Here is a 25577-nt window from a genome sequence, read left to right on the forward strand (position 1 = left end):
ATGGCCTCAGAACAACGACCCCTGCGGCTAATCCTTCTTCGGCGGCAGCGGCTTCTGGAACCGGCTGCAATCCAGCTTCGGCCAATGGCTGTTCTGCGCATTGAATCCCAACCGCTTGCGCGCCAGCTTGAAGCGGTTGTTCAGCAGATCGGCATACACACCCTGGCCGCGCATGCGGGTGCCGAACTGGCTGTCGTAGTCCTTGCCACCACGCAGCTGCTGGATGGTACTCATCACGTGCGCGGCGCGATCGGGATGATGGGTATCGAGCCAGTCGCGGAACAGTGGCGCCACTTCCAGCGGCAGGCGCAGCAGCACGTAGCCTGCGGTACTGGCGCCGGCATCGTGCGCAGCCTCCAGCACCGCTTCAAGTTCGCTGTCGTTGATCCACGGAATCACCGGCGCCAGCATGACTCCCACCGGGATACCCGCGTCATGCAGGCGCTTCATCGCGCGCAACCGTGCATGGGGTGCTGATGCGCGCGGTTCCAGCTTCGCGGAAAGATGCGGGTCCAGCGAGGTCACCGAGAAATGCACACTGACCAGGTTCTCCGCCGCCAGCGGCGCGAGCAGATCGATGTCGCGCTCGACCAGTGCGTTCTTGGTGATCAGCGAGAAAGGATGCCTGGTTTCCAGCATCACTTCGATCAGCTGGCGGGTCAGCTTGAACTTGCGCTCGATCGGCTGATACGCATCGGTGTTGATGCCCAGCGCGATCGGCTGCGGCACGTAACCGGGTTTCGACAGTTCCTTGCGCAGCAGCTGAGGCGCATTGGTCTTGGCGAACAGCTTGGTCTCGAAGTCCAGGCCAGGTGACAGGTTCAGATAGGCATGGGAAGGGCGCGCGAAGCAGTAGGAACACCCATGCTCACAACCGCGGTACGGATTCACCGACTGGCTGAAGCCGACGTCTGGCGAAGTGTTGCGGGTGATGATGCTGCGCGCGGTCTCGGCGCGCACCTCGGTGCGCAGGCGCGGCGCGAGGAACTCCTCGCTCTCATCGACCGCCCAGCCGTCGTCCACCGCCTCGCTGACGGTGCTTTCGAAGCGCCCAGCAAGGTGGGACGTGGAACCTCGGCCCTTGATCGCAATACCCATTGCGGCAGGGTACGTCGCCGCCGTCTCAATGGCTGCGACGGCTGTCTGAAGGGTTCAGGGCAAGTCTGAGCCGAGCGTGGGTTCGGCGCTGTAGAGCCGAGCCTACGCTCGGCTGCAATGCATCAAAGCAGCGCCAAGTACCCGCGCACGGTGGCATCCAGCCCGTCATACAGTGCCTCGCCGATCAGCGCGTGGCCGATCGACACCTCCAGCACGTCCGGCACCTGGGCCAGGAAGTCGCGGAGGTTGTCCTGTGACAGGTCATGGCCGGCATTCACTCCCAGCCCCACTGCATGCGCCCGCCGCGCCGCAGTGGCGAACAGTTCGAGCATTGCCGCAGCGTCGCCCGCCGCATGCGCCTCTGCGTAGGGGCCGGTGTACAGCTCGATGCGGTCGGCACCGACCTCGGCGGCCTGCTCCAGCAACGGGTTGCCCGCATCAACGAACAGGCTGACCCGGCAGCCCATCGCCTTCAGTTCCGCAATCAACGGGCGCAAGCGCTCGGCGTCGCGTTCGAAGTCGAAACCGTGGTCGGAGGTGATCTGGCCATCGCCGTCGGGCACCAGGGTGGCCTGCGCCGGACGGGTCTGTTCGCACAGCGGCAGCAGCCCCGGGTACCCCTCGCGCGGCGGCGCAAATGGATTGCCCTCGATGTTGAATTCCACGCCACGCGCGCGGGTCAACGTGGACAGGGCCAGCACGTCCTCGGCGGTGATGTGGCGGCGGTCCGGCCGCGGATGCACGGTGATGCCATGCGCGCCGGCATCCAGGCAGGCCTGGGCGGCGCGCACCACGTCCGGTTCGGCACCGCCGCGCGAATTGCGCAGGACGGCGATCTTGTTGACGTTGACGCTGAGCTGGGTCATGGAACGGAACTACTTGGAAAGAGGGGACGGATCGTTGTCGTTGGCGTCATCGTTGCGGCGCGCCTGGGCCTGCTCGCGCAGGCGGCGCAGTTCCTCGGCATCGATCAGGGTGGCCGGGTCGCGCTGCAGGTCGCCGAAACGGGCCACGTAACGACCGCGTACCCAGGCCAGCAGGAAGGCGAGCGCAGCCAGCAGGCACAGGGTCATCAACCCTGCGCTTGGGGTCTTCAGCGCGAAGGCAAAGCAGCCCAGCGCCAGCAGCAGGTACAACCAGTACATAGTCGGGCTCCCCGGATGATCGCCGCAGTGTAGCGCTGCGTCAGAGAAGCGGCGAGGCCAGCCGGGCGAAGGCCTCGGGCAGGCGGTGCAGCCACAGCGAGCGCCCGGCCTGGTCATGCACCCGCGTGGCGCGATCGAATTCACCCTGCAGCAGCTCGGCCAGGGCTGCCACGCGGTCCCGGTCGCTGATCATCATCGACAGCTCGAAGTTCAGGCGGAAGCTGCGGTGGTCGAAGTTGGCACTGCCGACAATGCAGACGTCGTCGTCGGCGATGAACGCCTTGGTGTGCAGCATGCGCGGGCCGTACTCGTAGATCTTCACGCCGGCATGCAACAGCTCGTCGAAGTACGAGCGCGCGGCCTGGGTGACGAACCACGAATCGCTCATTTTCGGTACCAGCAGGCGCACGTCCAGGCCGCCCAGCGCGGCCGAAGTCAGCGCCATCCGCGCCGCTTCACCCGGCACGAAATAGGGCGTCACCAGCCACACCCGCTCGTGCGCTTCCTGGATGGCGGCGACGTGCAGCCGGTGGATCGTCTCCCAGCCCGAATCCGGGCCGGAGACCAGTACCTGCGCGTTGATCGCGCCATCCCCGCGCAGCGGCATATCGGCCGGCCACAAGCGGGCGATATCCATCCGCGAGGGTTCCTGGCCACTGGCGTAGAGCCAGTCCTCGGCGAACACCAGCTGCAGACTGCGCACCACATGACCGCGGATGCGCATGTGCAGGTCGCGATAGGCGTCGGGCCTGCGGCTTTCGTCTTCCTCGTCGGTGATGTTGATGCCGCCAGTGAAGGCCAGGCGGCCATCGACAATAACCAGCTTGCGGTGCGTGCGCAGGTTCAGCCACGGGCGCTTGAACGGTTTCAGCAGCTGACGTGGGTGGAACCAGATCGCTTCACCGCCAGCCTCGAGCAGGGGCTGCAGGAAACGGCGGGGCAGGGCGGAGGAGCCCACCGCATCCAGCAGCAGGCGCACCTGCACACCGGCACGTGCGCGCTCGACCAGGGCATCGCGCAGGGCGGTGCCTGCGTGATCCGGATTGAAGATGTAGTACTCCAGATGGATGTGATCGTGCGCCTGTGCAACGGCCTCCAGCAAGGCCGCGTAGGTCGCCGCACCGTCCACCAGCCAGGTCACTTCGGTGGCACTGCTTGGGGCCAGTCCGGTCGTGGCCTGGGCCACCTTGGCCAGTTCGGTGCAGTCCGAATCGGGCGGGCAGACATCGCTGTAGTGCTCCATGCCCGAGCGTGCACGGCCACGACGCAGCCGTTGCCGCTTCACCTTCTGCGGGCCCAGCAGGTAGTAGATGAAGAGCCCGAGATAGGGGAGCAGTGCCAACGAAAGGATCCAGCTCAGTGTGGCCACCGGCTCGCGCTTCTGCAGCATGATCCAGCCCGCCAGCGCGAACAGGTACAGCAGGTAAGCCACCGCCATGATCGTGCCGAGGTGGGCGATACCGTCGAGCCAATGGCGCAGGGAATCGAAGAGGGCAAGCATGCGCCGATCATAGCGGGCGCGTGCTCCCTGATGGGGTCAGATCCCTTTTCCTGCCAAAAAGGGATCTGACCCCGACTGCATCCCACAAACAAAAAAACGCCCCTGTCTCCAGGGGCGTCTGCAGTCGCGTCATGACTGTTGTGTTGCGGTGTCGCGTTTACTGCTGCACAAAACCGATCTTCTTCATCTGAGCGTTCTTCGCGGCGGCCAGAACCTTGGCCATCACGTCGTACTCGGAATCCGGGCTGGCGTCGATGCGCAGTTCCGGCTGGTTGGTCGGGTCACGCTGGACCTCCTGCTCCATCCGCTGCTGCAGCTCGCTGGTATTGATCGGGCTGTTGTTCCACGAGACCTGGTTGCTGGCGTCGATCTTCAGTTCGATCGGCGGCGGCGGTTCGACCAGCTGCGGCGGTGGGTTGAGCACGCGCTGCGGCAGGTCCACGGCGATCGGGTACGTCATGATCGGCGCGGTCACGATGAAGATGATCAGCAGAACCAGCATCACGTCCACGAGGGGCGTGACGTTGATGTCTGCCATGGGGCCCTTGCCACCACCACTACTGAATGCCATGGCTTATTGCCCCTTTTCTTTGGTCGCAACGAAGCCGACGTCCAGCATGCCCTGTTCCTGCGCGACCTTGGTCAGGTCGTTGATGACGCGCATCTTGGTGGTGCGGTCACCACGCAGGTTCAGCGGCGGCTGCGGGGTCTGCTGTGCGGCGGTCGCCAAGCGGGACTCGAGAGTCTGCTTGTTGATTTCTTCGTCGTTCCAGTAGATCGAGCCGTCTTCCTTGACTGCCAGCGTGATCGGGTTGGGACGCTTTTCAGCATCTTCCGGCTTCTGGATCAGGTTGGCTTCCGGCAGATCCACCTTGACCTTGTGGGACATCAGGGGCGCCGTGATGATGAAGATGATCAGCAGCACCAGCATCACGTCCACGAGGGGCGTAACGTTGATGTCGGCCATGGGGCCGCCGCTGTTACCACTACTGAAAGCCATAACGGGCTCCGTCTAGATCTTGGTGACTACTTACTTCGTCGCTGGGTGACGCGCGCCGCAATTAGCGGACGCGCGAACCGGTGGCGAAGAAGTCGTGCAGGTCGTGCGCGAAGGTATCGAACTTGCTGATGGTCGCGCTGTTGATCTTGCTGAAGAAGTTGAAGGCGAACACGGCCGGGATTGCGACGAACAGACCGATCGCGGTCATGATCAGCGCTTCACCCACCGGGCCGGCAACGGCGTCGATCGAAGCGGAGCCGGTGGCACCGATCTTGATCAGCGCGCCGTAGATGCCCCACACGGTACCCAGCAGACCGACGAACGGAGCGGTCGCGCCGACGGTGGCCAGCAGGGTCATGCCCGACTGCAGCTTGTTGCTTTCGCGGGTGACGGCCTGACGCAGAGCGCGGTCGACGAACTCCGAACGGCTCAGGTTCTCACCGACGCCGCCGGTAGCACCGCCTTCAGCGCGCTGGTGGTGGGCAGCTGCCTGGGCAGCGTCCAGGGCGATCTTCGAGAACGGCTCCGAAGCCGGCTGCTCTTCCATCGCACGGATGGCGTCCTGCGCGTTCGGGGTGTCCCAGAACAGGCTGACGACGCGATCAGCGGCGCTCTTCAGGCGGGTGGCACGGAAGATGTTGATGACGGTCCAGTACCAGGACATGGCCGACATGGCGATCAGGGTCAGCAGCACGACCCAGGAAACCGCGAAATCACCCGGCTTGGTGGTCATTTCGTGGATCAGGTGCTCGAAGCCCATCTGCGACAGGGCGTTGGACGGATTGCCCCCGGCAGCAGCGGCGATGAAAATTTCCTGCAGCATGACGCTTACCTTTGTTGTGTGTGGTGATAAAGGGTGTAGCTAAGCTAAACAATCGAACCGGGAGCGGGGGTGGCCAGGCGGCCACCCGGGCGCATCAGTTCAGCGCAAAGTTGACCGGGACGCGAACGCGACCTGCCGTCTTCTTACCGCCTGCTTCAGCGGCGTTGAAGCGCCACTTGCGAGCCGCTTCCATCGCAGCACGGTCCAGGTCGCGGTTACGGCTGGACTTTTCCACCGTGACATTGGTGACGTTGCCGCTGGCATCGACATCAATGATCAGGATCACTTCGCCCTGGATACCTGCGCGGAAGGCTGCCGGCGGGTAGCGCGGCGGATTCATGGCCTTCGACGAGATGTCCACGCTGGCCTCGATCGAGGTCGGCGGTGCCGGCGGCGCCGGAGGCGACGGCGGGGTGACGATATCGTTCGGACGCGGCTCCGGCACGTCGACAACCGGCGCCTGCGGCGGCGGCGGTACGGGCGACGGCTTCGGCGGCGACAGATTCTTCACCGGCGGTGGCGGAGTATCCTGCGGCGGCGGCGGCGGCGGCGGCGGTGGGGGCGGCGGCGGCGCGTCGACGATGGTCACCATGACGTTGCGCTCCTTCTCCGCGACGGCCTTGGGAGCCACGGCGGGAATCAGGAGCATCATGAAGGCGGCCAGATGCAGGGCAATTACAAACGCGATGCCGACGATGCGAGGCCAGCTCAGCCCCTTGTCATCGGGTTGTTCGTACCGGTGAACGACTAGTTGTTCCGTCATGCGCCAAGAGCTCAATAGTGGGGCCGGAATCCCGGGGGCGGGATCCCTGATCAGCGGTGCATGACACCGCAGGAACCTCCAAGCTTATACCAATCCTGAGCGCCTGCGCATCAACTGAGCAGGCATTCAGGCGTTATTCCTACTTACTTCAGGTTGATGATTTTTTTGGCATCAGCCTGGTTCTTCACGCCCTTCGCCAGCGCCTGCTGGGCGGCCTGCTTGGCCTCGGGGACGCGACCTTCGGCATGCAGGACGCGTGCCAGGTTCAGGTAGGTCTCACCGTCCTTGGAGAGCGGGGCGGCCTTCTGCCACGCATCGATCGCCTGCGGCACCTGGTCGGAGTAGTAGTAGGACTGGGCCAGCGCCAGGTAGACCTGGTAATCCGGCTTCAGGATGCCCTTCTGCAACCCTTCGTTGATGACCGCGATGACGTCCTTTTCCTTGTTCTCGGTGTTGGCATAGATCGAGTACAGCTGCTTGTACTCGCGCTCTTCGGTGAGCTGGCCGCTGCTGCGCAGCTTGTCCATCACCGCGGCGGCCTTCGGCATCTGGTCAGCCTGCATGTACATGTTGGCCAGATTCAGCTGGGCCTTCTTGTCCGACGGGTTCTTGGCCGCCAGCGCTTCTGCGGCCTGCACGGCCTCACCGGTCTGGCCGGCTTCGGAAAGGGCCGCCATCAGCAGCTGGTTCCAGTTGTCCTTCGGCTCGGCAGCGCCCGCGATGGCCTGCTTCAGCACCGGGATCGCTTCCTGGTAGCGCTCCAGCTGGTACAGCGCCTGGCCCTTGGCAATCAGCTCTTCCGGCTTGGTCGACTTGCTCTCGGCGAAGTACTTATCCAGGGTGGCCAGGCCTTCGGCAGTCTGGTCTTCCTGCAGCTGCAGCTGGCCCAGCATCAGCATCGACTGGAAGTGGCCGTTGTTGTCCAGGCCGTTGAACTGGATGACCTGCTTCAGGTAGGCGATGGCGGCCGGGGTATCGTCGGTCTGGTAGGCGGCCTGCGAGGCCAGCTGCGCGGCCAGCGACTTGTCGTACTCGTTGGAGGCGCTGTCAGCCAGGATCGCGTCAGCCTGCGTGCGCGTCTCCGGGAACTTTTCCTTGTTGTAGCTGTCGATCATTTTCTGCAGCTTGCTGCCCATCTTGGCCGAGGCCTTGACGGTCGGCTCCTGGCGGGTCGCATTCGGGTACAGCGGTTCGGCCTTGGCCTGCTTGCTGCTGCCGCCGCGGCTGCCACGGTCGGAGGAACGCGAGGACTGCGCGAAGGCATCGGTGACCACGGCGCCGGTCAGGGCGGTCGCGACGAGGACGGAAAGCACAGCTTTGTGGTTACGGAAAATCATCGTTCACCTCGATCGAACCGCCGGATAGCGGCAAAGTCGGACTGTCAGAAAAATCTGAGCCGCCAAACGTATCAGAAACAGATGGCGTGAGAAATCGTTTTATGTGCTGCAATACAGCATAGAACTGCGCACTCATCCGCACTTTGGCCGCAGCCCGGCCGCCTGCGCCTGCTGATAGACCGGCGCCAGGCCCGGTGCGTCACGTCGCAGCTCCTGGATCCGGTTGGCCGGATCGGGGTGGGTGGACAGCCATTGCGGGCTTCGACCGCCGCTGGCGGCCATCATGTTCTGCCACAGATCCACCGCTTGGGCCGGGTTGAAACCGGCTTGGGCCATCAGTCGCTGGCCGATCACATCCGCCTCACTTTCCTGGGTCCGCGAGCCGGGCAACAGGAAGGCCGCCTGCGCGCCCATGCCGCCCAACTGGTTGACCGTACTGGCGGCACCATCGCCATAGGCGGCACCGGCCAGCGCGCCCAGCACGGCCAGGCCGGTCTGCGCGCCCATCTGCCGGGTAATGCGTTCCTCGTGGTGACGCGCGATCACGTGGCCGATCTCATGACCGATCACGGCAGCCAACTGGTCCTGATTCCTGGCAACGGTGAAGATGCCGGTGTTCACGCCCACTTTGCCGCCGGGCAGGGCAAAGGCGTTGGGTTCCTTGTCGACGAATACGGCAGTCTCCCACCGTACGCCACGGTACTGAGGCGGCAGCTGTGCGACCAGCGCATTGACCACGCACTGCACGTAGCCGTTCTGGCGGCCATCGGTGCTGATCTTCTCTTTCTGCTTGGTCTCGGCAAACGCCTGCGCACCGAGCTGGTCAAGCTGTGCCTGCGACACGCCGCCCACCATCTGCCGTCGTCCGGTTGGCGAGGTGGTGGTCGCACAGGCACTGACCACGGTGGTGATGACTAGAGCCAGCAGCAGTTGTTTCATGGGTCCGCCCCCGTGTTCATGTGCGCAGTGTGTAGCGTACCTGCTTAATCTTTCGTCAAGCGGGCACGGCGTTACGTTGACCCCAGGAACACCATTGCGGCGAGCGCGACCGCGTTGTTCAGCGCATGCGCGGCAATCGCCGCCCACAGGGTGCCGGTGCGGCGGTACAGCCAGCAGAAGGCGGCGCCCATGCCACCGTACACCAGCCACAGCTGCGCCATGCCCAGCAGCGAGTTCTTGCTGACACCGGGCACTTCATGGACCAGGGCGAACGCCAGGCTGCTGAGGATCAGGCCCAGCCAGGGGCGGCCGGCCTGCCACAGGCGCCCGAACAGGACGCGGCGGAACAGCAGCTCTTCGTAGGCGGGGGCGAGGACGACCGCAAACAGCACCAGGAACAGCGGGAAGCGAGCGATTGCGCTCTGCATCAGTTCCACGTTGGTGGGCACCGGCTCGATGCCGAACTGCTTGGAAAGGAAGGCGATGCCGTTGCTGCCGAGCACGATCAGCGTGGCCACCAGCAGGGTCCAGCCCCAGGTGGACGGCCGCAGCAACGCCTGTCGCGACGCCATGCGTTCGCCGGCGTTTGCCGGGCGTCGCCAGAAGTACAGCAGCAGCGCGGCGCCACCGGTGGCGATCAGGGCCATCAGGATCTGCGCCAGGGCACCGGGCTGGCCCACTGCCGCGCCGACGGCGTCAGGTGTCAGTCCGCCGCCATTGGCCTCGGCGTTGGCGCGGCTGACCACGATTGCACGGTAGAAGCCCCAGAACAGGCCGGTGACCATGCTCAGGCCGACCAGGGTAACGGCGGCGATGCCCAGGTCGATGAAGAAGCCTGCCAACGGTGCCACGGCGCGCGGTGGGGCAGACACCGGCGGAACCGGGGGCGGGGCGGCGGAGACCGGGGTGGATGCGGACATCAGGTACCTGTGTTCAAGGGACGAAGGCCGGTGCAGCTCCCCGCGCACCGGCCAGGTCCCGATTGTGTCAGATATCCAGGTTGGCGACCTTCAGCGCATTGTCTTCGATGAAGTCGCGACGCGGCTCGACGACATCGCCCATCAGGGTGCTGAAGATCTGGTCGGCAGCGACCGCATCCTCGATGCGCACCTGCAGCAGGCGACGGGTCTCCGGGTTCACCGTGGTATCCCACAACTGCTCCGGATTCATTTCACCCAGACCCTTGAATCGCTGGATCTGGCGGCCGCGCTTGGCCTCCTCGAGCAGCCAGTTCTGCGCCTTCGCGAAGCTGTCGACTTCGATCGACTTGGTGCCGCGGGAAATCGTTGCACCTTCGCGCACCAGGCCGTGCAGCAGCTTGGAGGCCTGGTGGATCGCACGCAGTTCGCCACTCTCGAACGCCGACATCGGCAGCACCTGGATGTGCTCCTCGCCCATGTGGCGACGGGTCACCAGCACGGCGGCCGGGCGCTCGTCGTTGGCCTCCTGCAGTTCCAGGCTAAAACGCGGGCTGCCCAGGCTGCCCTGGTTGAGGCGCTTGGCCAGCGCATCCAGGCCTTCGCCTTCGCCCGCATTGCGCAGGCTGTCCATGTCCATCGGCACGAAATCAACCAGCGCTTCAAGCAGGTTGCGGTCATAACGGTGCGCGTTGCGTTCGATGGAATCGAGCGCGGCGGCGTAGGCCAGCAGCAGCTTCTCCAGCGCCAGGCCTTCGATGCCGGGCTCGCCGGTGGCCGGCACCAGTGAAGCGTTTTCCACTGCGCTGCTGGCCAGGTAGCTGTCCAGCGCCGGGTCATCCTTCAGGTACAGCTCCTGCTTGCCCTGCTTGATCTTGTACAGCGGCGGCAGGCCGATGTAGACGTAACCGCGCTCGATCAGCTCCGGCATCTGACGGTAGAAGAACGTCAGCAGCAGGGTGCGGATGTGGGCGCCGTCGACGTCGGCGTCGGTCATGATGATGATCTTGTGGTAACGCAGCTTGTCCGGGTTGTACTCGTCGCGGCCGATGCCGGTACCCAGTGCGGTGATCAGCGTACCGACCTGGTCGGAGGACAGCATGCGGTCGAAGCGCGCGCGTTCCACGTTGAGAATCTTGCCGCGCAGCGGCAGCACCGCCTGGTTCTTGCGGTTGCGGCCCTGCTTGGCCGAGCCACCTGCCGAGTCACCCTCGACGATGAACAGTTCGGACAGCGCCGGGTCCTTTTCCTGGCAGTCGGCCAGCTTGCCCGGCAGGCCGGCGATGTCCAGCGCGCCCTTGCGGCGGGTCAGGTCGCGGGCCTTGCGCGCAGCTTCACGCGCACGCGCGGCATCGACGATCTTGCCGGCGATCGCCTTGGCTTCGTTCGGGTTTTCCTGCAGGAACTCTTCCAGGCGCGCACCGAAGGCGTTTTCCACCGCCGGACGCACGTCGGAGCTGACCAGCTTCTCCTTGGTCTGGCTGGAGAAGCTCGGGTCCGGCACCTTCACCGACAGCACCGCGATCATGCCTTCGCGCATGTCGTCGCCGGTCAGGTTGATCTTGGCCTGCTTGGCGATGCCGTTCTGCTCGATGTAGTTGTTGAGCACGCGGGTCAACGCACCGCGGAAACCGGCGAGGTGAGTACCGCCGTCCTTCTGCGGGATGTTGTTGGTGAAGCAGTACATCGTCTCCTGGTAGGAGTCGGTCCACTGCAGCGCCACCTCCACGACGATGCCGTTGTGCTCGCCGGTGACGGAGATGACATTCGGGTGCAGCGGGGTCTTCAGCTGGGCCAGATGCTCCACGAAGCTGCGGATGCCGCCTTCGTAGTGGAAGTCATCGCGACGGCCGTCGCCGCGCTCGTCGGCAAGGACGATCTTGACGCCGGAGTTCAGGAACGACAACTCGCGCAGACGGCGGGCCAGGATGTCGTAGTGGAATTCCACGTTGTCGTGGAAGGCGACGGTGGACGGCCAGAAGCGCACGGTGGTGCCGCGCTTGGTGGTGGCTTCCAGCTTGGCGAGCGGGGTCACGGCTGCGCCGTTGCTGAATTCCTGCTGGTAGTGGGAGCCGTTCTGGAACACGTCCACCAGCAGCTTCTGCGACAGCGCGTTGACCACGCTGACGCCGACGCCGTGCAGGCCGCCGGAAACCTTGTAGCTGTTGTCGTCGAACTTGCCGCCTGCGTGCAGGACGGTCATCACCACTTCGGCGGCGGAGACCTCGCGACCGAGCTTGGCGCTCATCTGCTCGTGCTTGCCGGTGGGGATGCCGCGACCGTTATCGGACACCGAGACCGAGCCGTCAGCGTGGATCGTCACCGCGACATGGTCGGCGTGGCCGGCCAGCGCTTCGTCGATCGAGTTGTCGACAACCTCGAACACCATGTGGTGCAGACCGGTGCCGTCATGCACGTCACCGATGTACATGCCGGGTCGCTTGCGGACAGCCTCCAGGCCTTCCAGGGCGGTAATGCTGTTGGCGTCGTAATTGCCGTTGTTTGCCGGGGTGTTCTGTTCGTCGCTCATTGCGCTTGCCGTAGGCTCCGCAGGTCGGACACCGCTTGGGGCGATGTGCCGAGAATGAAAGGATTCCAACCCGAATTATACCAGCCGGGGTCGAGTGGCCCTGATGTGCCCACTATGGCACAGCCACGATCTGTGCATGTTCCACGTGGAACCGGGCGATCTGGGTCAGGCCCTGCAGGGCCACCGGAGGTTCAGTAGCAGTGACGAAGATCTGCGCCGGGCCGGTGAGCAGACGCTCCAATACCCGCGCCTGGTGGGTACGATCCAGTTCGGAGGCCAGATCGTCCAGTGCGATCACCGGCCATTCGCCGCGCTGTTCTGCATAGTCCTCAGCCTGCGCCATCAGGCACGCCAATGCGGTGAGCTTGGCCTGACCGCGTGACAGTGCATCGCGACCAGGAATGCTGTGGAAATCCACGCTCCAGTCCGCCCGGTGCGGCCCAACCGAGGTGTAGCCGGCCTGGCGGTCACGATCCCGGGCCAGAAGCAGAGCATCTGCCAGGGGAAGCTCATGCCGACGCCAGCCCGGACTGAGTTGCAGTGCCTGGATACCGAGTTGCGGTGCCAAACTGGCCGCCAGCGCCACGGCACGCTGCTGCAGCCGCTCAAGGTAGTGCTGGCGACGACTGGTAAGGGGCTCTCCGGCCTCAGCCAACTCGTGATCCCAGGTGTCCAGCATCCGCGACGGGCCGCCCTGCTTGAGCAGGGCGTTGCGCTGCTTCAGCGCCCTTGAATAGCGGCGCCACAAGGACAGGAAATCAGGTTCCACGTGGAACAAGCCCCAATCCAGGAAGCGACGGCGGGGCTCGCCACCGCCGCTGACCAGCGCATGGCTGCCGGGCTCGAACGTCACCACCGCCAGCGCTGCGCAGAGGTTGCCGAGCTGAGCCACGTCTTCACCGTCCAATCGCCCCTTCCAGTCCTGGCCACTGTGGCGCAGGCCGGCCTTTCGGCGATGCGGCGCGTGATCGGCACGCTGCTCGTCCCATTCCACGAAGATCTCCAGCGCCTCCTGGCCCTGGCGTACCAGTCCATCGCGGACCCGGCCGCGGAAGCTGCGGCCATAGGCCATCAGATGCAGGGCCTCCAGCACGCTGGTCTTGCCGGCACCGTTGTCGCCAGTGAGCAGGTTCAGCCCCGGCTGGGGCAAGAGATCCACCGCACTGAAGCGACGCAGTTGGTGCAAGGCGAGGCGGCGGATAAGCATGGGGCGCGAACGACCATCCGCTCGAGGCGGTAGAGGGACAGGGAATCCATCAGCTTACTGCATCGGTCAAGCCGGACGTGCTGCACCCGCATCGACGCGGAGCAGAAGCTCCCGCGCACCAACTGATCGCGGGTTCCACGTGGCGCCGGTTCACCGGCATGCCCGTTTCCAGCTCCGAACGCAGCTGAAATTCCTTCAATTCTGCACAGGGTTGCGGGGCGTGGCCCGCCAGATTTCAACGATTTCAGGACCACTGCCGCAGGTGTTTGATGAGCGCTTGCCCGGCCGGGTGAGCGGGCGGGGGCCCGGATTCCTCCAAATCTGAGATCCGATGCCCTGGGAGGTTCCACAGATTTCAAAGAATCCGGCCCATTCGTTTCACGCTGTCCACAGCGGGTCGGTATGACTTATACACAAGGTATGGGCAATCTGTGGATAAAAAAGCCCTTTTGCTTGGGTCTGGAAACTATCCACAGGTTCCCCCCCAGCCTGAGGCGCCTCTATACAGGGGGTTTCACCCGCATAAATTCCTTTTAAATCATGTAGATAACACATTTCTCCACGAAATCTGGCTCTACCATCACCACCATGCTTTAGATTTATACCCAGATTTAGAAGCTAGGCTTGGCTCGATCTGCCCCGAATGAGTCCTGTGGACAGAGAGGATTTCAGAAACAGCGAGCACTGTCGCCGCAGCGTGGATGCGCTTCGGCATCCGACCAGGCCAGGCCCATAGCAACCGCGTTGAGACTCCAGGTACCGGCCCCGATCAAACTTGATTCGGAAGCAGTCCCTGGCATCGACTCAACGTCCCGTCGGTAGTTGGGCCTGGGCAGCAAAGCGCACGCAACCGGGTCCATCAAGGAAGATGCGTTCCGTCCGAAATACACGCTGGAAAGGGTCGGCCCGATGATCCACGTGGAACGTGCAAAAAAAAACGCCCGGGAGCTTCCCGGGCGTCGTTATGTTCCACGTGGAACCGGGCTGATGTCAGAGACGCAGCGGCATGACCACGTGGCGCGACTTCTCGCTGCTTGACTCACGCACCAGCGCCGAGGAGTTGGAGTCGCGCAGCTGGATGATGACTTCCTCATCGCGCAGGGCGGAGAGGGCATCCAGCAGGTAGTTCACGTTGAAGCCGATGGCGAGATCGCTGACCGTGGTATCGGCTTCGATCTCTTCCTGGGCTTCCTCCTGCTCCGGGTTGTGCGCGCTGATCTTCAGGTTGCCCGGCGACACTTCCACGCGGATGCCGCGGTACTTCTCGTTGGACAGGATCGCAGCGCGCTGCAGCGAGGCGCGCAGCGCTTCACGATCAACCTTCACTTCACGGTCGGCACCGATCGGAATCACCGCTTCGTAATCCGGGAAGCGGCCGTCGATCAGCTTGGAGGTGAAGGTGACATCGTCGCGCTTGACGCGGACGTGGCTGCGGCCGACTTCCAGCTCGATCTCGCGATCACCGCTTTCCAGCAGGCGCTGCAGCTCGGTCACGCCCTTGCGCGGCACGATGATCTGGCGCTTGGAACCGCTAGGCTTGGCCAGGTCGGTTTCACACAGCGCCAGGCGGTGGCCGTCGGTGGCAACGGTACGTAGGGCGTCACCGCGCAGATCGAACAGCAGGCCATTGAGGTAATAGCGCACGTCCTGCTGCGCCATCGCGAACGCGGTGCGCTCGATGAGCTCCTTCAGGGTCGCTTCGCCGATGGCCACTCGCTCAGTGGCTTCCACTTCGTCAACCGACGGGAAGTCATTGGAGGGCAGGGTTGCCAAGGTGAAGCGGCTACGACCGGCCTGCACGGTGATCTTGTCTCCGGTCTGCGAGACGGTGATCCGGCTGCCATCGGGCAGGGCGCGGATGATCTCGAACAGCTTGCGGGCGGGAATGGTGGTTTCACCGTCCTGGGCATCTTCAACCGCGATCCGCGACACCATCTCCACTTCCAGGTCGGTACCGGTCAGCGACAGCTGGCCGTTCTGCACCTGGACCAGGAAATTGGCCAGAACCGGAAGGGTCTGGCGGCGTTCGACCACGTTGACGACCTGTGCCAACGGCTTGAGAAAGGCTTCGCGCTGCAGTGTGAAACGCATGTGGTTCCGTGCCCCTATGCTTTAAAAAATGTGGAATAAATCAAAAGCTTGGTGGTGCTGGTAGAGACAGAATCGCTGGAAAACAATGCTAAGTCTTTGTAAATAAAGGAGTTTCAGACATCGAAACCCTCTGTATTACCGACCCCCAAGGGGTGGGGAAAGCTGTGGATAAATTCGACGGGATTTCAGACGCCATTTTTATCCACAACGTGTCCCGCGCTTGCTACCGGATTCTGCACCGTTTTGTGCGATGACGCCTCATCGGCATCCGTGCATCATTCGCTCAGCTTCCGGATCAGCTTGTCCCAGTCTTCGCGGAGCTTGCCGTCGGTTTCCATCAGGGTCCGGATCTGGCGGCAGGCATGCAGCACCGTGGTGTGATCGCGACCGGCAAAGGCGTCGCCGATCTCGGGCAGGCTGTGCTCGGTCAGTTCCTTGGTCAGGGCCATGGCGACCTGACGGGGGCGAGCGAGCGAGCGGGTCCGACGCTTCGACAGCAGATCCTTGATCTGCAGGCCGTAGTAGTCGGCAACGGTTTTCTGGATGTTGGGAATGCTGATCGCCTGTTGCTGGGCGCGCAGCAGGTCGCGCAGGGTTTCCTGAGCGAATTCGGTGGTGATCGCGCGGCCGGTGAAGTTGGCGCGGGCGGTCAGGGTATTGAGCGCGCCCTCGAGGTCGCGCACGTTGGAGCGCATCTTCTTGGCGATCAGGAACGCAACATCATCGGGAATCTCGGCACCGCGTTCGCGCGCCTTGGCCAGCACGATCGCGGCGCGGGTCTCAAAGTCCGGCGGTTCGATCGCGACCGACAGGCCCCAGGCAAGCCGCGACTTCAGGCGCGCTTCCAGGCCTTCGACCTCGCGCGGATAGCGGTCGCAGGTCAGGATGATCTGCTGCTTGCCATCGAACAACGCGTTGAAGGTGTGGAAGAACTCTTCCTGCGTGCGGTCCTTGCCGGCGAAGAACTGGATGTCATCGATCAACAGCGCGTCCACCTGCTGGAACTGGCGCTTGAACTGATCCATGGTCTTTTCCTGCAGGGCCCGGATCATGGCGCTGAAGAACTGTTCCGAACGCAGGTACAGCACCTTCGCGCCTGGATTGGCCTGGCGCATCGCGTTGCCGGCGGCGAACATCAGGTGGGTCTTGCCCAGGCCGGTGCCTCCGTACAGCAGCAGCGGGTTGTGGGCCCGGTCGCCCGGCTTCTGCGCTGCCTGGAAGGCAGCGGCCAGGCCCAGCTGGTTGCTGCGCCCTTCGACGAAGTTGGCGAAGGTGTAGTGATTGTCCAGATTGCCGGCAAACGGCACCTGCGGTTCGCTGGACACAGGCGCCGACGACGTGGAAACCGGCGCGTTCTGCGCCTCCACGGGGCGCGGGCGCGAGCCGATTTCAAGAAAAACGTCGCTGAAACCGGCGAAGTGAGCCAGCAGTTCGCGGATCCGGGCCAGGTACAGCTCGCGGACCTGGTCGACGATGAAGGCATTCGGTGCATACAGCACCAGGCTGTCCACGCGCAGATCGGCCTGCAGCGGCTTCAACCAGGTATGAACGTCTTCCGGCGGGAACTCCGCTTCGAGGCGCTCGAGACTACGGGACCAGGCATCCATCAGCAATAATCGTCCGGTGGCCGGGGCATGGACGCGACAAGGCGCCCAAACACAGGCCGGAAAGGGGGGGAAATGGATGGCTCAGACTACCACCGAGCGCCCGCCTTCGGAATGCTTGTCCCCTACTTATTCACAAAAACATCCACAGCTATTGCACAGCCCGGTGAATTCGCGTAGTCCCCAGGGGTTGACGTGAGGGGGGAGACCTCTCTAGAATTTCCGGTTCTTTCCGTCCCATTCATACGAGAGGCCCCCAATGGCCACGAAGCGCACCTACCAGCCCAGCAACCTCAAGCGTAAGCGCGACCACGGCTTCCGTGCCCGTATGAAGACCGCTGACGGCCGCAAGATCCTGTCGCGTCGCCGCGCCAAGGGCCGCAAAGTCCTGAGCGCCTGATTGCCATGCCGCACCCTGCGGCAGACGCAATCCCTTCGACAGTGAATACTGCAGACCCGCGCAAGCGATTCCCTCGCTCTGCGCGGGTTCGCACGCGTGCCGAATACTCAACGGTCTTCAACGGCGCCCGCCGTGTGTCCGATCCGCTGATGACCCTGCACTGGCTGCCGGCTGACCGGCCGGCCAGGCTGGGTCTGGCGGTTTCCCGCAAGGTCGATCCGAACGCCGTTGGGCGTAACCGGATCAAGCGCGTCCTGCGCGACATCCTGCGTCAGACACGTACCGATATCCAGCCAGGCGACTTCGTCGTCGTGGCCCGTAGTGCTGCGCGTTCCGCCAGCAACGACGAGATCCGCCAGGCCTTCCTGCGCCTGCTGCGTCGCCTGCGTGCATTGCCCGCGCCGGGCGTGGACGGCACAATGCCGCCGCCTGATGGCATCGCAACTCCTTCTTTGACCGAGCCGGCATCGCGTCCCGGCCCCGCCGAGCCTGTCCGCTGATGAACCAGACCCGCGTATTCCTCATTTTTGCCTGGCTGATGGTGGCCGTGCTGCTGTGGATGGAGTGGAGCCGTGAAAAGGCTGCTCCGACCCCGCCACCGACGACCACGTCGGCCCCGGCTGCCGCACAGAGTGTTCCGGGCGCTGCCTCGGGCAGCATTCCCAGTGCACAGGTCCCGGGCGCCCCGGGCCAGGCCGCTGTGCAGGCGCAGGCCAGTGCCACCCCGGCCAGCCAGCGCGTGACCGTCACCACCGACGTGCTGCGCCTGGTGCTTGATGGTGGCCGCGTGCTCGACGCCGAGCTGCTGCAGTTCCCGCAGACCAAGGACGAAGGCAGCCCGCCGGTTCGCCTGCTGACCGAAGACCCCGCGCATCCGTACAGCGCGATCAGTGGCTGGGCCAGCGAAGACAAGAACACCCCGGTTCCCGGCGCCGACGGCTTCAAGCTGGTCGGTGACACCAAGGACTTCGTGCTGGCCAAGGGCCAGAACGAGCTGCAGATCCCGTTCGTGTGGACCGCCGACAACGGCGTGACCATCAAGCGCACCCTGACCGTCTCGCGCAACGAGTATGCCGTGCGCTTCAAGGACGAAGTCAGCAATGCCGGCGCCGCGCCGTGGAACGGCTACGTCTACCGCACCCTGGACCGCACCCCGACCATCCTGTCGCGGAGCATGACCAACCCGGACTCCTTCAGCTTCAACGGTGCCACCTGGTACGACAACGACAAGAAGTACCAGCGTCGTGCGTTCAAGGACTACCTGGAAGACGGCACGCTCAACCAGAACATCACCGGCGGCTGGCTGGCGATGCTGCAGCACCACTTCTTCACCGCCTGGATCCCGCAGAAGGACCAGACCGCACACTACGTACTGTCGCAGGTGGCCGGTCGTGACCTGATCGAAGCGCGTGGCCCGGCCTTCACCGTGGCCCCGGGCCAGTCCACCAGCACCGAAGCCCGCCTGTGGGTCGGCCCGAAGCTGGTCAACCTGATTGCCAAGGAAGACGTGCCGGGCCTGGACCGCGTGGTCGACTACAGCCGCTTCTCGATGATGGCGGTGATCGGCCAGGGCCTGTTCTGGGTGCTGAACCAGGTGCACAAGCTGGTCGGCAACTGGGGCTGGGCGATCGTCGGCCTGGTGGTGCTGCTGAAGCTGGTGCTGTACCCGCTGTCGGCGACCCAGTACAAGAGCGGTGCCAAGATGCGTCGCTTCCAGCCGCGCATCGCGCAGCTGAAGGAACGCTATGGCGATGACCGCCAGAAGTTCCAGACCGCGATGATGGAGCTGTACAAGAAGGAAAAGATCAATCCGATGGGCGGCTGCCTGCCGATCCTCATCCAGATGCCGATCTTCTTCGCTCTGTACTGGGTGCTGGTGGAATCGGTCGAACTGCGCCAGGCGCCCTGGTTCGGCTGGATCCAGGACCTCACTGCACGCGACCCGTACTTCATCCTGCCGGTGATCAACGTGGCGGTGATGTGGTTCACCCAGAAGCTGACCCCGGCACCGGGCATGGACCCGATGCAGCAGAAGATGATGCAGTTCATGCCGCTGGTGTTCGGCGTCATGATGGCCTTCATGCCGTCCGGCCTGGTCCTGTACTGGGTGGTCAACGGCGGCCTGGGCCTGCTGCAGCAGTGGTGGATGACCAAGCGCCATGGCGGCGAGCCGGTCCCGGCCACCACCGCTCCGGCCCCGGTCAAGAAGAAGTAATCGGCAGAGCCGGCCACTGGCCGGCCGACCCCAGTAGAAGCCCGCCGCAAGGCGGGCTTTTCGCATGCGGCGTTAGAATCGCCTGCATACCGTTCCTCCCATCTTCGAGTCCGCCATGCGTGCGTCGTCGTTCCGCCTGTTCCTGCCCTCGCTGCTGTTGACCCTGGCCGTAGCGGGCTGTGGCGACAAGGACGCGAAGGTGCCGGCGAGCACGGTCACCCAGCCCAGCGCGCAGGCCGCCGCCGCTGCCGATCCGGCCGCCGCGCCGTTGATGGCCGCGCTGCAGAAGCAACTCGATGGCTACCGCCGGATCATCGTGCTGCTGGCCGACGAGGAGCAGCAGTCGACCGCCGACCGCGGCACCTCCACGCGTGTGGGCCAGCAGCTGTTCCATGATGGCCTGGAACAGCGCACGACCATCGCCGCGCTGTTCGACACCCTGCTGCGCGATTCCAGCCCGCAGCGCTTTGCCACCCTCGGCACGGTGCTGGACTACATCGAGTCTGCGCCCGAACTGTTCGACGCCGATCGCCTGGCCTTCCGTGAAGTGCTGCGTGACCTGCATGAGCGGGTCGGCACCGATTCCTCGCTCCCGGCGGTGAAGCTGCACCAGCGCATCGGTGAGGATCTGGAAGCGCTCGATGAGATCGAGCGCAACTACAACCAGGAACTGACCCGAATCTTCAGCCGCTTCGAGCGCACCCGCGCCATCGAACTGAAGCGCGAGAAGTGGGACGACTACATCGCCCACCTGCACAAGGACTACAGCCGTGAAGCGATCCTGCGCGACTACGGGGTGATCGAGCCGTATCCGATGTCGATGAAGGACAGCGACCGTGAGATCTTCGGCCGCGACCTGCCGGCCAAGACGGTGGTGCTGACCTTCGACGATGGCCCGCACAAGGCCTACACCGATGAAGTGGTGGCCATCCTCAAGCGCTACGACGTGCCGGGCGTGTTCTTCGAGGTGGGCCGCAACCTGGGCAAGGTCGAGGCCGATGGCAAGGTCAGCCTCGGCCCGATGGCGAAGATCAGCCGCAACCTGATGGAAGAAGGCTATGCGGTGGGCAACCACAGCCTGACCCACGCCCAGCTGTCGCGCACCACCGGCGACGCCCTGCGCCAGCAGGTGCTGGACACCGACACGCTGCTGAAGGATGTCGACAGCAAGCGCGCGCCGCTGTTCCGCTTCCCGTATGGTGCGCGCAATGCCGAAGGCCTGCAGCTGCTCAACGAGGCCGGGCTGAAGTCGATCATGTGGAACATCGACTCGATGGACTGGGCCGACCCGGTGCCAGAGTCGATCGTGCAGCGCGTGCTGGACCAGGTGAACAAGGAACAGCGCGGCATCATCCTGTTCCACGATATCCACGATCGTGCAGTGAAGGCACTGCCGCAGATCCTCGACCGGCTGATCGCCGATGGCTACCAGTTCGCCGGCTGGAACGGCCGCGACTTCACTGTCGCCCGTGTGCGCAAGGGCGATACCGGTGCCGCGACCGTCACCACCGGCTACGAGAAGTCGTGGGCGATCGTGGTCGGCATCGACAACTACGCCAAATGGCCGAAGCTGGAATACGCCAGCCATGACGCGCAGGCGGTGGCCGATACCCTCACCGGGCAGTTCGGCTTCCCGTCCTCGCAGGTGATCGTGCTGAAGAACGAGCAGGCCACCCGCAACAACATCCTGGCCGCGTTCCACGACCGCCTGGCCGATGACCGCACCGGGAAGAACGACCGCGTGTTCGTATTCTTCGCTGGCCATGGCGCGACCCGCCAGCTCGCCTCCGGGCGCGACCTCGGCTACATCATCCCGGTCGATTCGGATCCGAAGGAATTCGCCACCGACGCGATTGCGATGACCGACATCCAGAACATTGCAGAAAGCATGCAGGCCAAGCATGTGATGTTCGTGATGGATGCCTGCTACAGCGGCCTAGGCCTGACCCGTGGCGGCCCGTCGTCGTCGTCGTTCCTGCGCGAGAACGCGCGTCGCAGCGCGCGGCAGATGCTGACCGCCGGTGGTGCCGACCAGCAGGTGGCCGATGCCGGCCCGAATGGCCACTCGGTATTCACCTGGGTGCTGCTGCAGGCGCTGGCTGGCAAGGGCGATCTCAACGGCGATGGCCTGATCACCGGTACCGAGCTGGCCGCCTACGTGGCGCCGGCCGTCTCAGCCGTTTCGCACCAGACCCCGGCCTTCGGCAGCCTGCCGGGTTCGCAGGGCGGCGAGTTCGTGTTCCAGGTGCCGGACAGCCAGGAATTCCTCAATGCCGATACGCGCCAGCTGACCGCCGATGCGATCGCGCTGAACAACAAGGTGGATGCCGCCAGCGAGGCCAAGGGCAGCCAGGCACCGGTGACGGTGGCTGACCTGCAGGGCGGCAAGGCCAAGCTGGTAGTGCCCTCCGCCGGCCCGGCGTCCGACCGCCAGCGCGCGCAGCAGGCCAACGACCGCGGCCTGCAGCTGTACCGCGAGAAGCAGTACGACGAAGCGGTAGCCCAGTTCACCGAGGCACTGAAGCTGCGTCCGGACTTCGCCCAGGCCGCCAACAACCTCGGCTTCGTCTACTACCGCCAGCAGCGCTACGTCGAAGCGGCGCGCTGGCTGGAGAACACGCTGAAGATCGATCCGTCGCGTGCGGTGGCCTATCTCAACCTGGGCGATGCCTACTTCAACGCCGGCGACAAGGCCAAGGCGAAGCGGGCCTACACGACCTACCTGGCGCTGCAGCCGCAGGGCAGTGGTGCCGCGCAGGCACGCGCGCAGCTGGAGAAACTCTGAACCATGAACGACACGATCCGCACCGACACCATCGTGGCCATTGCCAGCGCTCCGGGCGCTGGCGGTGTCGGCCTGCTGCGCCTGTCCGGTCCGCGCGCCGCGGCCATCGCCAACGCGTTGGGTGCGCCTGAACTGCGCCCGCGCCATGCGCACTACGCACGCCTGCGCGACGCCGATGGCGAGGTCATCGACGATGGCATCGTGCTGTGGTTCCCGGCACCGAACAGCTTCACCGGCGAAGAGGTGGTGGAACTGCAGGGCCACGGCAGTCCGGTCCTGCTGCAGCAACTGGTCGCGCGCTGCATCGCGCTCGGTGCGCGCCAGGCGCGGCCGGGCGAGTTCAGCGAACGCGCGTTCCTCAACGGCAAGCTCGACCTGGCCCAGGCCGAGGCCATCGCCGACCTGATCGCGGCCGGCGACAACCGCGCCGCACGCGCCGCGCGACGTTCGCTGGATGGTGTGTTCTCGCGGCGCATCGACGCCGTGATCGAGCAACTGGTGCTGCTGCGCATCCACGTGGAAGCGGCCATCGACTTCGCCGACGAACCGCTGGATACCCTCGGTGGCGCGCAGGTGCGGCGTGGCCTGGAACAGGCGCGCAGTGATCTCGCCCTGCTGCGCCGCGACGCCGAACGTGGCCGCCGCCTGCGCGATGGCCTGCATGCCGTGCTGATCGGTCCGCCGAATGCCGGCAAGAGCTCACTGCTGAACGCCCTGGCCGGCAGCGAACGCGCCATCGTTACCGACATCGCCGGCACCACCCGCGACACGCTGCGCGAGACCATCCGCCTGGATGGCCTGGAGCTGACCCTGGTCGACACCGCCGGCCTGCGCGACGGCGGCGATGCCATCGAACGCGAAGGCATGCGCCGCGCGCACGTGGAAATCGAGCGCACCGACCTGGCGCTGATCGTGCTGGATGCGCGCGATCCGGCGGCCGGGCAGGCGGCGCTGGGTGATGCCGTGGCAGCGGTGCCGCACAAGATCTACATCCACAACAAGTCGGACCTGCTCGGTGTGCTGCCGGCGCTGGACGACCCGGACCGCGTGTTCGTTTCGGCAGCCACCGGCGCCGGGCTGGACGACCTGCATGCGCGCCTGCGTTCGATTGCCTCGGGCGGGGCAGGGGAGCAGGTGGACGGCGAGTTCTCCGCGCGCACGCGCCATGTGCATGCCATCGAGCGAGCGCAGGAACACGCGCAGCGCGCCGATGGCGAGCTGGCGAATGAGCACCTGGAACTGGCCGCCGAGGAACTGCGGCTGGCCCATGACGCACTGGGCGAGATCACCGGGCAGATGAGTGCCGATGATCTGCTGGGAAGGATCTTCTCCAGTTTCTGCATCGGCAAGTAACACGGGGTCACATCCCCGAAGACGCTCTGATCGTCTAGCTTGCCCATGACTGGCGGCAATGGGTTTCAAACCTGTGCGCGACACCTCCTTGATATCATCCCGCCATGAACCCGATTACCGACAGTGACGTGCGATCAGCTCTGCTGGGCAAGGTCATTGCTGAGCATGTCGCAAATCCAAACACGCTTGTGGTGGAGGAAATGGGGCTTGCGCGCGGCGCCTGCCGTGTCGATGTATGTGTCATCAATGGCCACCTGCACGGCTACGAGATCAAGAGTGATGTCGACACGCTGCGGAGACTCCCGTTGCAGCAGCAGTTCTACTCCGATGTCCTCGACAAGGCGACGATCGTGGTGGGTCAGCGCCACCTGGACCATGCATTGGAGACGTTGCCTGCTTGGTGGGGGATCAGGCTGGCATCACGTGGAGCGCGCAACGCAGTGAGGCTAGAACTAGTGCGGCCTGCAAAACTCAATCCATCAGTGAGCGCGACGGCCGTCGCAGCACTGCTCTGGCGCGATGAAATTTCTGCTCTGATCGGCAGGCGGACGCCGGAAAGATCAGCGCTGCGCGGCAACCGCGCAGCGCTATGTGAACGTCTGTCGGAGCTCTACAGTCTTGCGGAAATCCGTGCGCTGGTCAGGGAACAGTTGAAGCGCCGGTCAGACTGGCGAGGTCGCGAACAACCTTAGTCATATGGTGGTTGGTCGCCACCGTTGGCCAGGTCGAGCTTCCCCCGGTACTGGTGACACTGTTTGCGCAGTCTTCGATGTACGCATCGCCCCAGCTGTAGCCGCGCCCCATGAAGACCACCGGCAGATCGGAGACCAGGTGCCTGCACAGATCACGGTACTGGTCGCGGCCATTGCGCTTGATCTGGGTACCCACAACAATCCGCCACTGATCATCGATCGTGTACTTGATCTTGGCGTTGGGGTCGAACAGGCGCGGATCCATCAGTTCCGTCTGCGGGGAAGCGCAGCCATAGTCACCAAACCACGGCATCCGTCCAGAATGCATGCCGGCTAGCCGCGTGTACGCGCGCCATTCCCGGCGATTCACATCGCCATGTGGGCGATAGCTCGAAGAGGGGCTCAGACTGGCAGGAAAACTGCCTCCTACGATGGTGATTGATCTCCAGTCGGCCAGATCCGGAACCGCCGCAATCCATGCCTGCCAAGTCGATGCCTGCAGCGTGGGTGAGTCGGCGACGTCGGCCGAGCTGTCGAGGATCAGATCCACCTGACCAGATACCACTCCCAACAGTCTCAGCAGCCCGGAGATCCGAGCAAGGCGTCCTCCTTCAAGATCATCCGGTACGAGCCGCAATCCGCAGCCACGATCATCGCGTGCGACAATGCGTGCCACCGCCTGTTGGTAATCGACGTGCCGGTCAATGCCGGTAACGGGAATGGCCTGGCATCCCGCGGTGCGAATGAGGTCGAAGATCCGCTCCAGATGATGCTGGCCGTCCGCCATGGTGTCGTCCCCAGCAAGATAGGGCGAATCAAACAGGCAGCGGCGCGACTTCCAGTTACTGCTCAGACGTCTGCCCACATTCTTCAGGTGGTCATCGAGTGACTTGGCCGGCGCATCGTTCTCGAAGTCCCACTGCTCGATAGGGATCTCGAACAGAGGATAGATCCCATCCTTGATTCCTTCGTTGGTACGACCCACCGCGAGATACTCACCCTGTCGCCATTTGAGGATCGGCATGTACATCGGTTGTTCCATGATCTGCCCCTGACAACCCGCTTTTGGTCATTCGAGGCTAGTCGCGGGCCTTACAGCGCTTCAATCAGAATTGTTTGAAGAGTGGCGGCGGTCAGATCGGAGCCCCTGCCGGCATCCGCTCCCCCCCCCTTCCCC

At 64.4% G+C, this 25577-nt stretch carries 22 protein-coding genes; 6 read left to right on the forward strand and 16 right to left on the reverse strand.

Annotation, left to right across the window (positions count from 1 at the left end; translation table 11 throughout):
- Nucleotides 1-27: 27 nt before the first annotated feature.
- The 15 genes from ROV93_RS15060 to dnaA form a co-directional block, all read right to left on the reverse strand.
- On the reverse strand, nucleotides 28-1098 hold the full coding sequence (locus ROV93_RS15060) for a PA0069 family radical SAM protein (protein WP_312540325.1): 1071 nt from the start codon (nucleotides 1096-1098) through the stop codon (nucleotides 28-30).
- Nucleotides 1099-1220: 122 nt separating this feature from the next.
- Nucleotides 1221-1964, reverse strand: coding sequence for a pyridoxine 5'-phosphate synthase (locus ROV93_RS15065; RefSeq protein WP_072168775.1), 744 nt, complete (start codon nucleotides 1962-1964; stop codon nucleotides 1221-1223).
- 9 nt (nucleotides 1965-1973) lie between these two features.
- On the reverse strand, nucleotides 1974-2243 hold the full coding sequence (locus ROV93_RS15070) for a hypothetical protein (protein WP_049438866.1): 270 nt from the start codon (nucleotides 2241-2243) through the stop codon (nucleotides 1974-1976).
- A gap of 40 nt (nucleotides 2244-2283) precedes the next feature.
- Nucleotides 2284-3744: a cardiolipin synthase gene (cls, locus tag ROV93_RS15075; RefSeq protein WP_072168774.1), complete on the reverse strand. Its 1461-nt coding sequence runs from the start codon at nucleotides 3742-3744 to the stop codon at nucleotides 2284-2286.
- Nucleotides 3745-3901: 157 nt separating this feature from the next.
- Nucleotides 3902-4315: a biopolymer transporter ExbD gene (locus ROV93_RS15080; protein ID WP_005411740.1), complete on the reverse strand. Its 414-nt coding sequence runs from the start codon at nucleotides 4313-4315 to the stop codon at nucleotides 3902-3904.
- Between the two features lie 3 nt (nucleotides 4316-4318).
- A complete protein-coding gene (locus ROV93_RS15085; protein WP_005421196.1) occupies nucleotides 4319-4744 on the reverse strand; it encodes a biopolymer transporter ExbD in 426 nt (141 codons plus the stop codon).
- 61 nt (nucleotides 4745-4805) lie between these two features.
- Nucleotides 4806-5567 (reverse strand): TonB-system energizer ExbB, encoded by a 762-nt coding sequence (exbB, locus tag ROV93_RS15090; RefSeq protein WP_005411738.1) that lies wholly within the window; start codon nucleotides 5565-5567, stop codon nucleotides 4806-4808.
- A gap of 94 nt (nucleotides 5568-5661) precedes the next feature.
- Complete coding sequence (locus tag ROV93_RS15095; protein WP_171956535.1) at nucleotides 5662-6219, reverse strand: energy transducer TonB; 558 nt, start codon at nucleotides 6217-6219, stop codon at nucleotides 5662-5664.
- Between the two features lie 254 nt (nucleotides 6220-6473).
- On the reverse strand, nucleotides 6474-7667 hold the full coding sequence (locus ROV93_RS15100; protein ID WP_061480436.1) for a tetratricopeptide repeat protein: 1194 nt from the start codon (nucleotides 7665-7667) through the stop codon (nucleotides 6474-6476).
- Between the two features lie 132 nt (nucleotides 7668-7799).
- Nucleotides 7800-8606, reverse strand: coding sequence for a M48 family metallopeptidase (locus ROV93_RS15105; RefSeq protein WP_061480435.1), 807 nt, complete (start codon nucleotides 8604-8606; stop codon nucleotides 7800-7802).
- A 71-nt stretch (nucleotides 8607-8677) separates the two neighbouring features.
- Nucleotides 8678-9526 carry a CPBP family intramembrane glutamic endopeptidase gene (locus ROV93_RS15110; protein WP_049417132.1) on the reverse strand — a complete coding sequence of 283 codons (849 nt, stop codon included), beginning with the start codon at nucleotides 9524-9526 and terminating at the stop codon, nucleotides 8678-8680.
- 67 nt (nucleotides 9527-9593) lie between these two features.
- Nucleotides 9594-12053 carry a DNA topoisomerase (ATP-hydrolyzing) subunit B gene (gene gyrB / locus ROV93_RS15115; protein WP_072168772.1) on the reverse strand — a complete coding sequence of 820 codons (2460 nt, stop codon included), beginning with the start codon at nucleotides 12051-12053 and terminating at the stop codon, nucleotides 9594-9596.
- A 112-nt stretch (nucleotides 12054-12165) separates the two neighbouring features.
- On the reverse strand, nucleotides 12166-13260 hold the full coding sequence (gene recF / locus ROV93_RS15120; protein WP_072168771.1) for a DNA replication/repair protein RecF: 1095 nt from the start codon (nucleotides 13258-13260) through the stop codon (nucleotides 12166-12168).
- A gap of 990 nt (nucleotides 13261-14250) precedes the next feature.
- Complete coding sequence (gene dnaN, locus ROV93_RS15125) at nucleotides 14251-15351, reverse strand: DNA polymerase III subunit beta (RefSeq protein WP_005411731.1); 1101 nt, start codon at nucleotides 15349-15351, stop codon at nucleotides 14251-14253.
- Nucleotides 15352-15626: 275 nt separating this feature from the next.
- Nucleotides 15627-16958 carry a chromosomal replication initiator protein DnaA gene (gene dnaA, locus ROV93_RS15130; RefSeq protein WP_049417185.1) on the reverse strand — a complete coding sequence of 444 codons (1332 nt, stop codon included), beginning with the start codon at nucleotides 16956-16958 and terminating at the stop codon, nucleotides 15627-15629.
- Between the two features lie 256 nt (nucleotides 16959-17214).
- On the opposite strand from dnaA, the gene rpmH reads away from it, so the two are divergent.
- The 6 genes from rpmH (at nucleotide 17215) to ROV93_RS15160 (ending at nucleotide 24400) form a co-directional block, all read left to right on the forward strand.
- Nucleotides 17215-17355, forward strand: coding sequence for a 50S ribosomal protein L34 (gene rpmH / locus ROV93_RS15135; protein ID WP_005411729.1), 141 nt, complete (start codon nucleotides 17215-17217; stop codon nucleotides 17353-17355).
- Nucleotides 17356-17360: 5 nt separating this feature from the next.
- On the forward strand, nucleotides 17361-17855 hold the full coding sequence (rnpA, locus tag ROV93_RS15140) for a ribonuclease P protein component (protein WP_072168770.1): 495 nt from the start codon (nucleotides 17361-17363) through the stop codon (nucleotides 17853-17855).
- Complete coding sequence (gene yidC, locus ROV93_RS15145) at nucleotides 17855-19570, forward strand: membrane protein insertase YidC (RefSeq protein WP_072168769.1); 1716 nt, start codon at nucleotides 17855-17857, stop codon at nucleotides 19568-19570. Before rnpA ends, yidC begins: the two co-directional genes overlap by 1 nt.
- Nucleotides 19571-19685: 115 nt before the next feature.
- Nucleotides 19686-22355, forward strand: coding sequence for a polysaccharide deacetylase family protein (locus ROV93_RS15150; RefSeq protein WP_072168768.1), 2670 nt, complete (start codon nucleotides 19686-19688; stop codon nucleotides 22353-22355).
- A gap of 3 nt (nucleotides 22356-22358) precedes the next feature.
- Nucleotides 22359-23708, forward strand: a complete 1350-nt coding sequence (mnmE, locus tag ROV93_RS15155; protein WP_072168767.1) for a tRNA uridine-5-carboxymethylaminomethyl(34) synthesis GTPase MnmE — start codon at nucleotides 22359-22361, stop codon at nucleotides 23706-23708.
- 104 nt (nucleotides 23709-23812) lie between these two features.
- Nucleotides 23813-24400 (forward strand): sce7726 family protein, encoded by a 588-nt coding sequence (locus tag ROV93_RS15160; RefSeq protein WP_072168766.1) that lies wholly within the window; start codon nucleotides 23813-23815, stop codon nucleotides 24398-24400.
- Here the strand turns inward: ROV93_RS15160 and ROV93_RS15165 are convergent.
- Nucleotides 24348-25430 carry a beta family protein gene (locus ROV93_RS15165; protein ID WP_072168765.1) on the reverse strand — a complete coding sequence of 361 codons (1083 nt, stop codon included), beginning with the start codon at nucleotides 25428-25430 and terminating at the stop codon, nucleotides 24348-24350. The two genes, ROV93_RS15160 and ROV93_RS15165, sit on opposite strands and share 53 nt — an antisense overlap.
- Nucleotides 25431-25577: the final 147 nt, after the last annotated feature.

Source organism: Stenotrophomonas maltophilia group sp. msm4, assembly GCF_032025605.1.
GTDB lineage: Bacteria > Pseudomonadota > Gammaproteobacteria > Xanthomonadales > Xanthomonadaceae > Stenotrophomonas > Stenotrophomonas sepilia.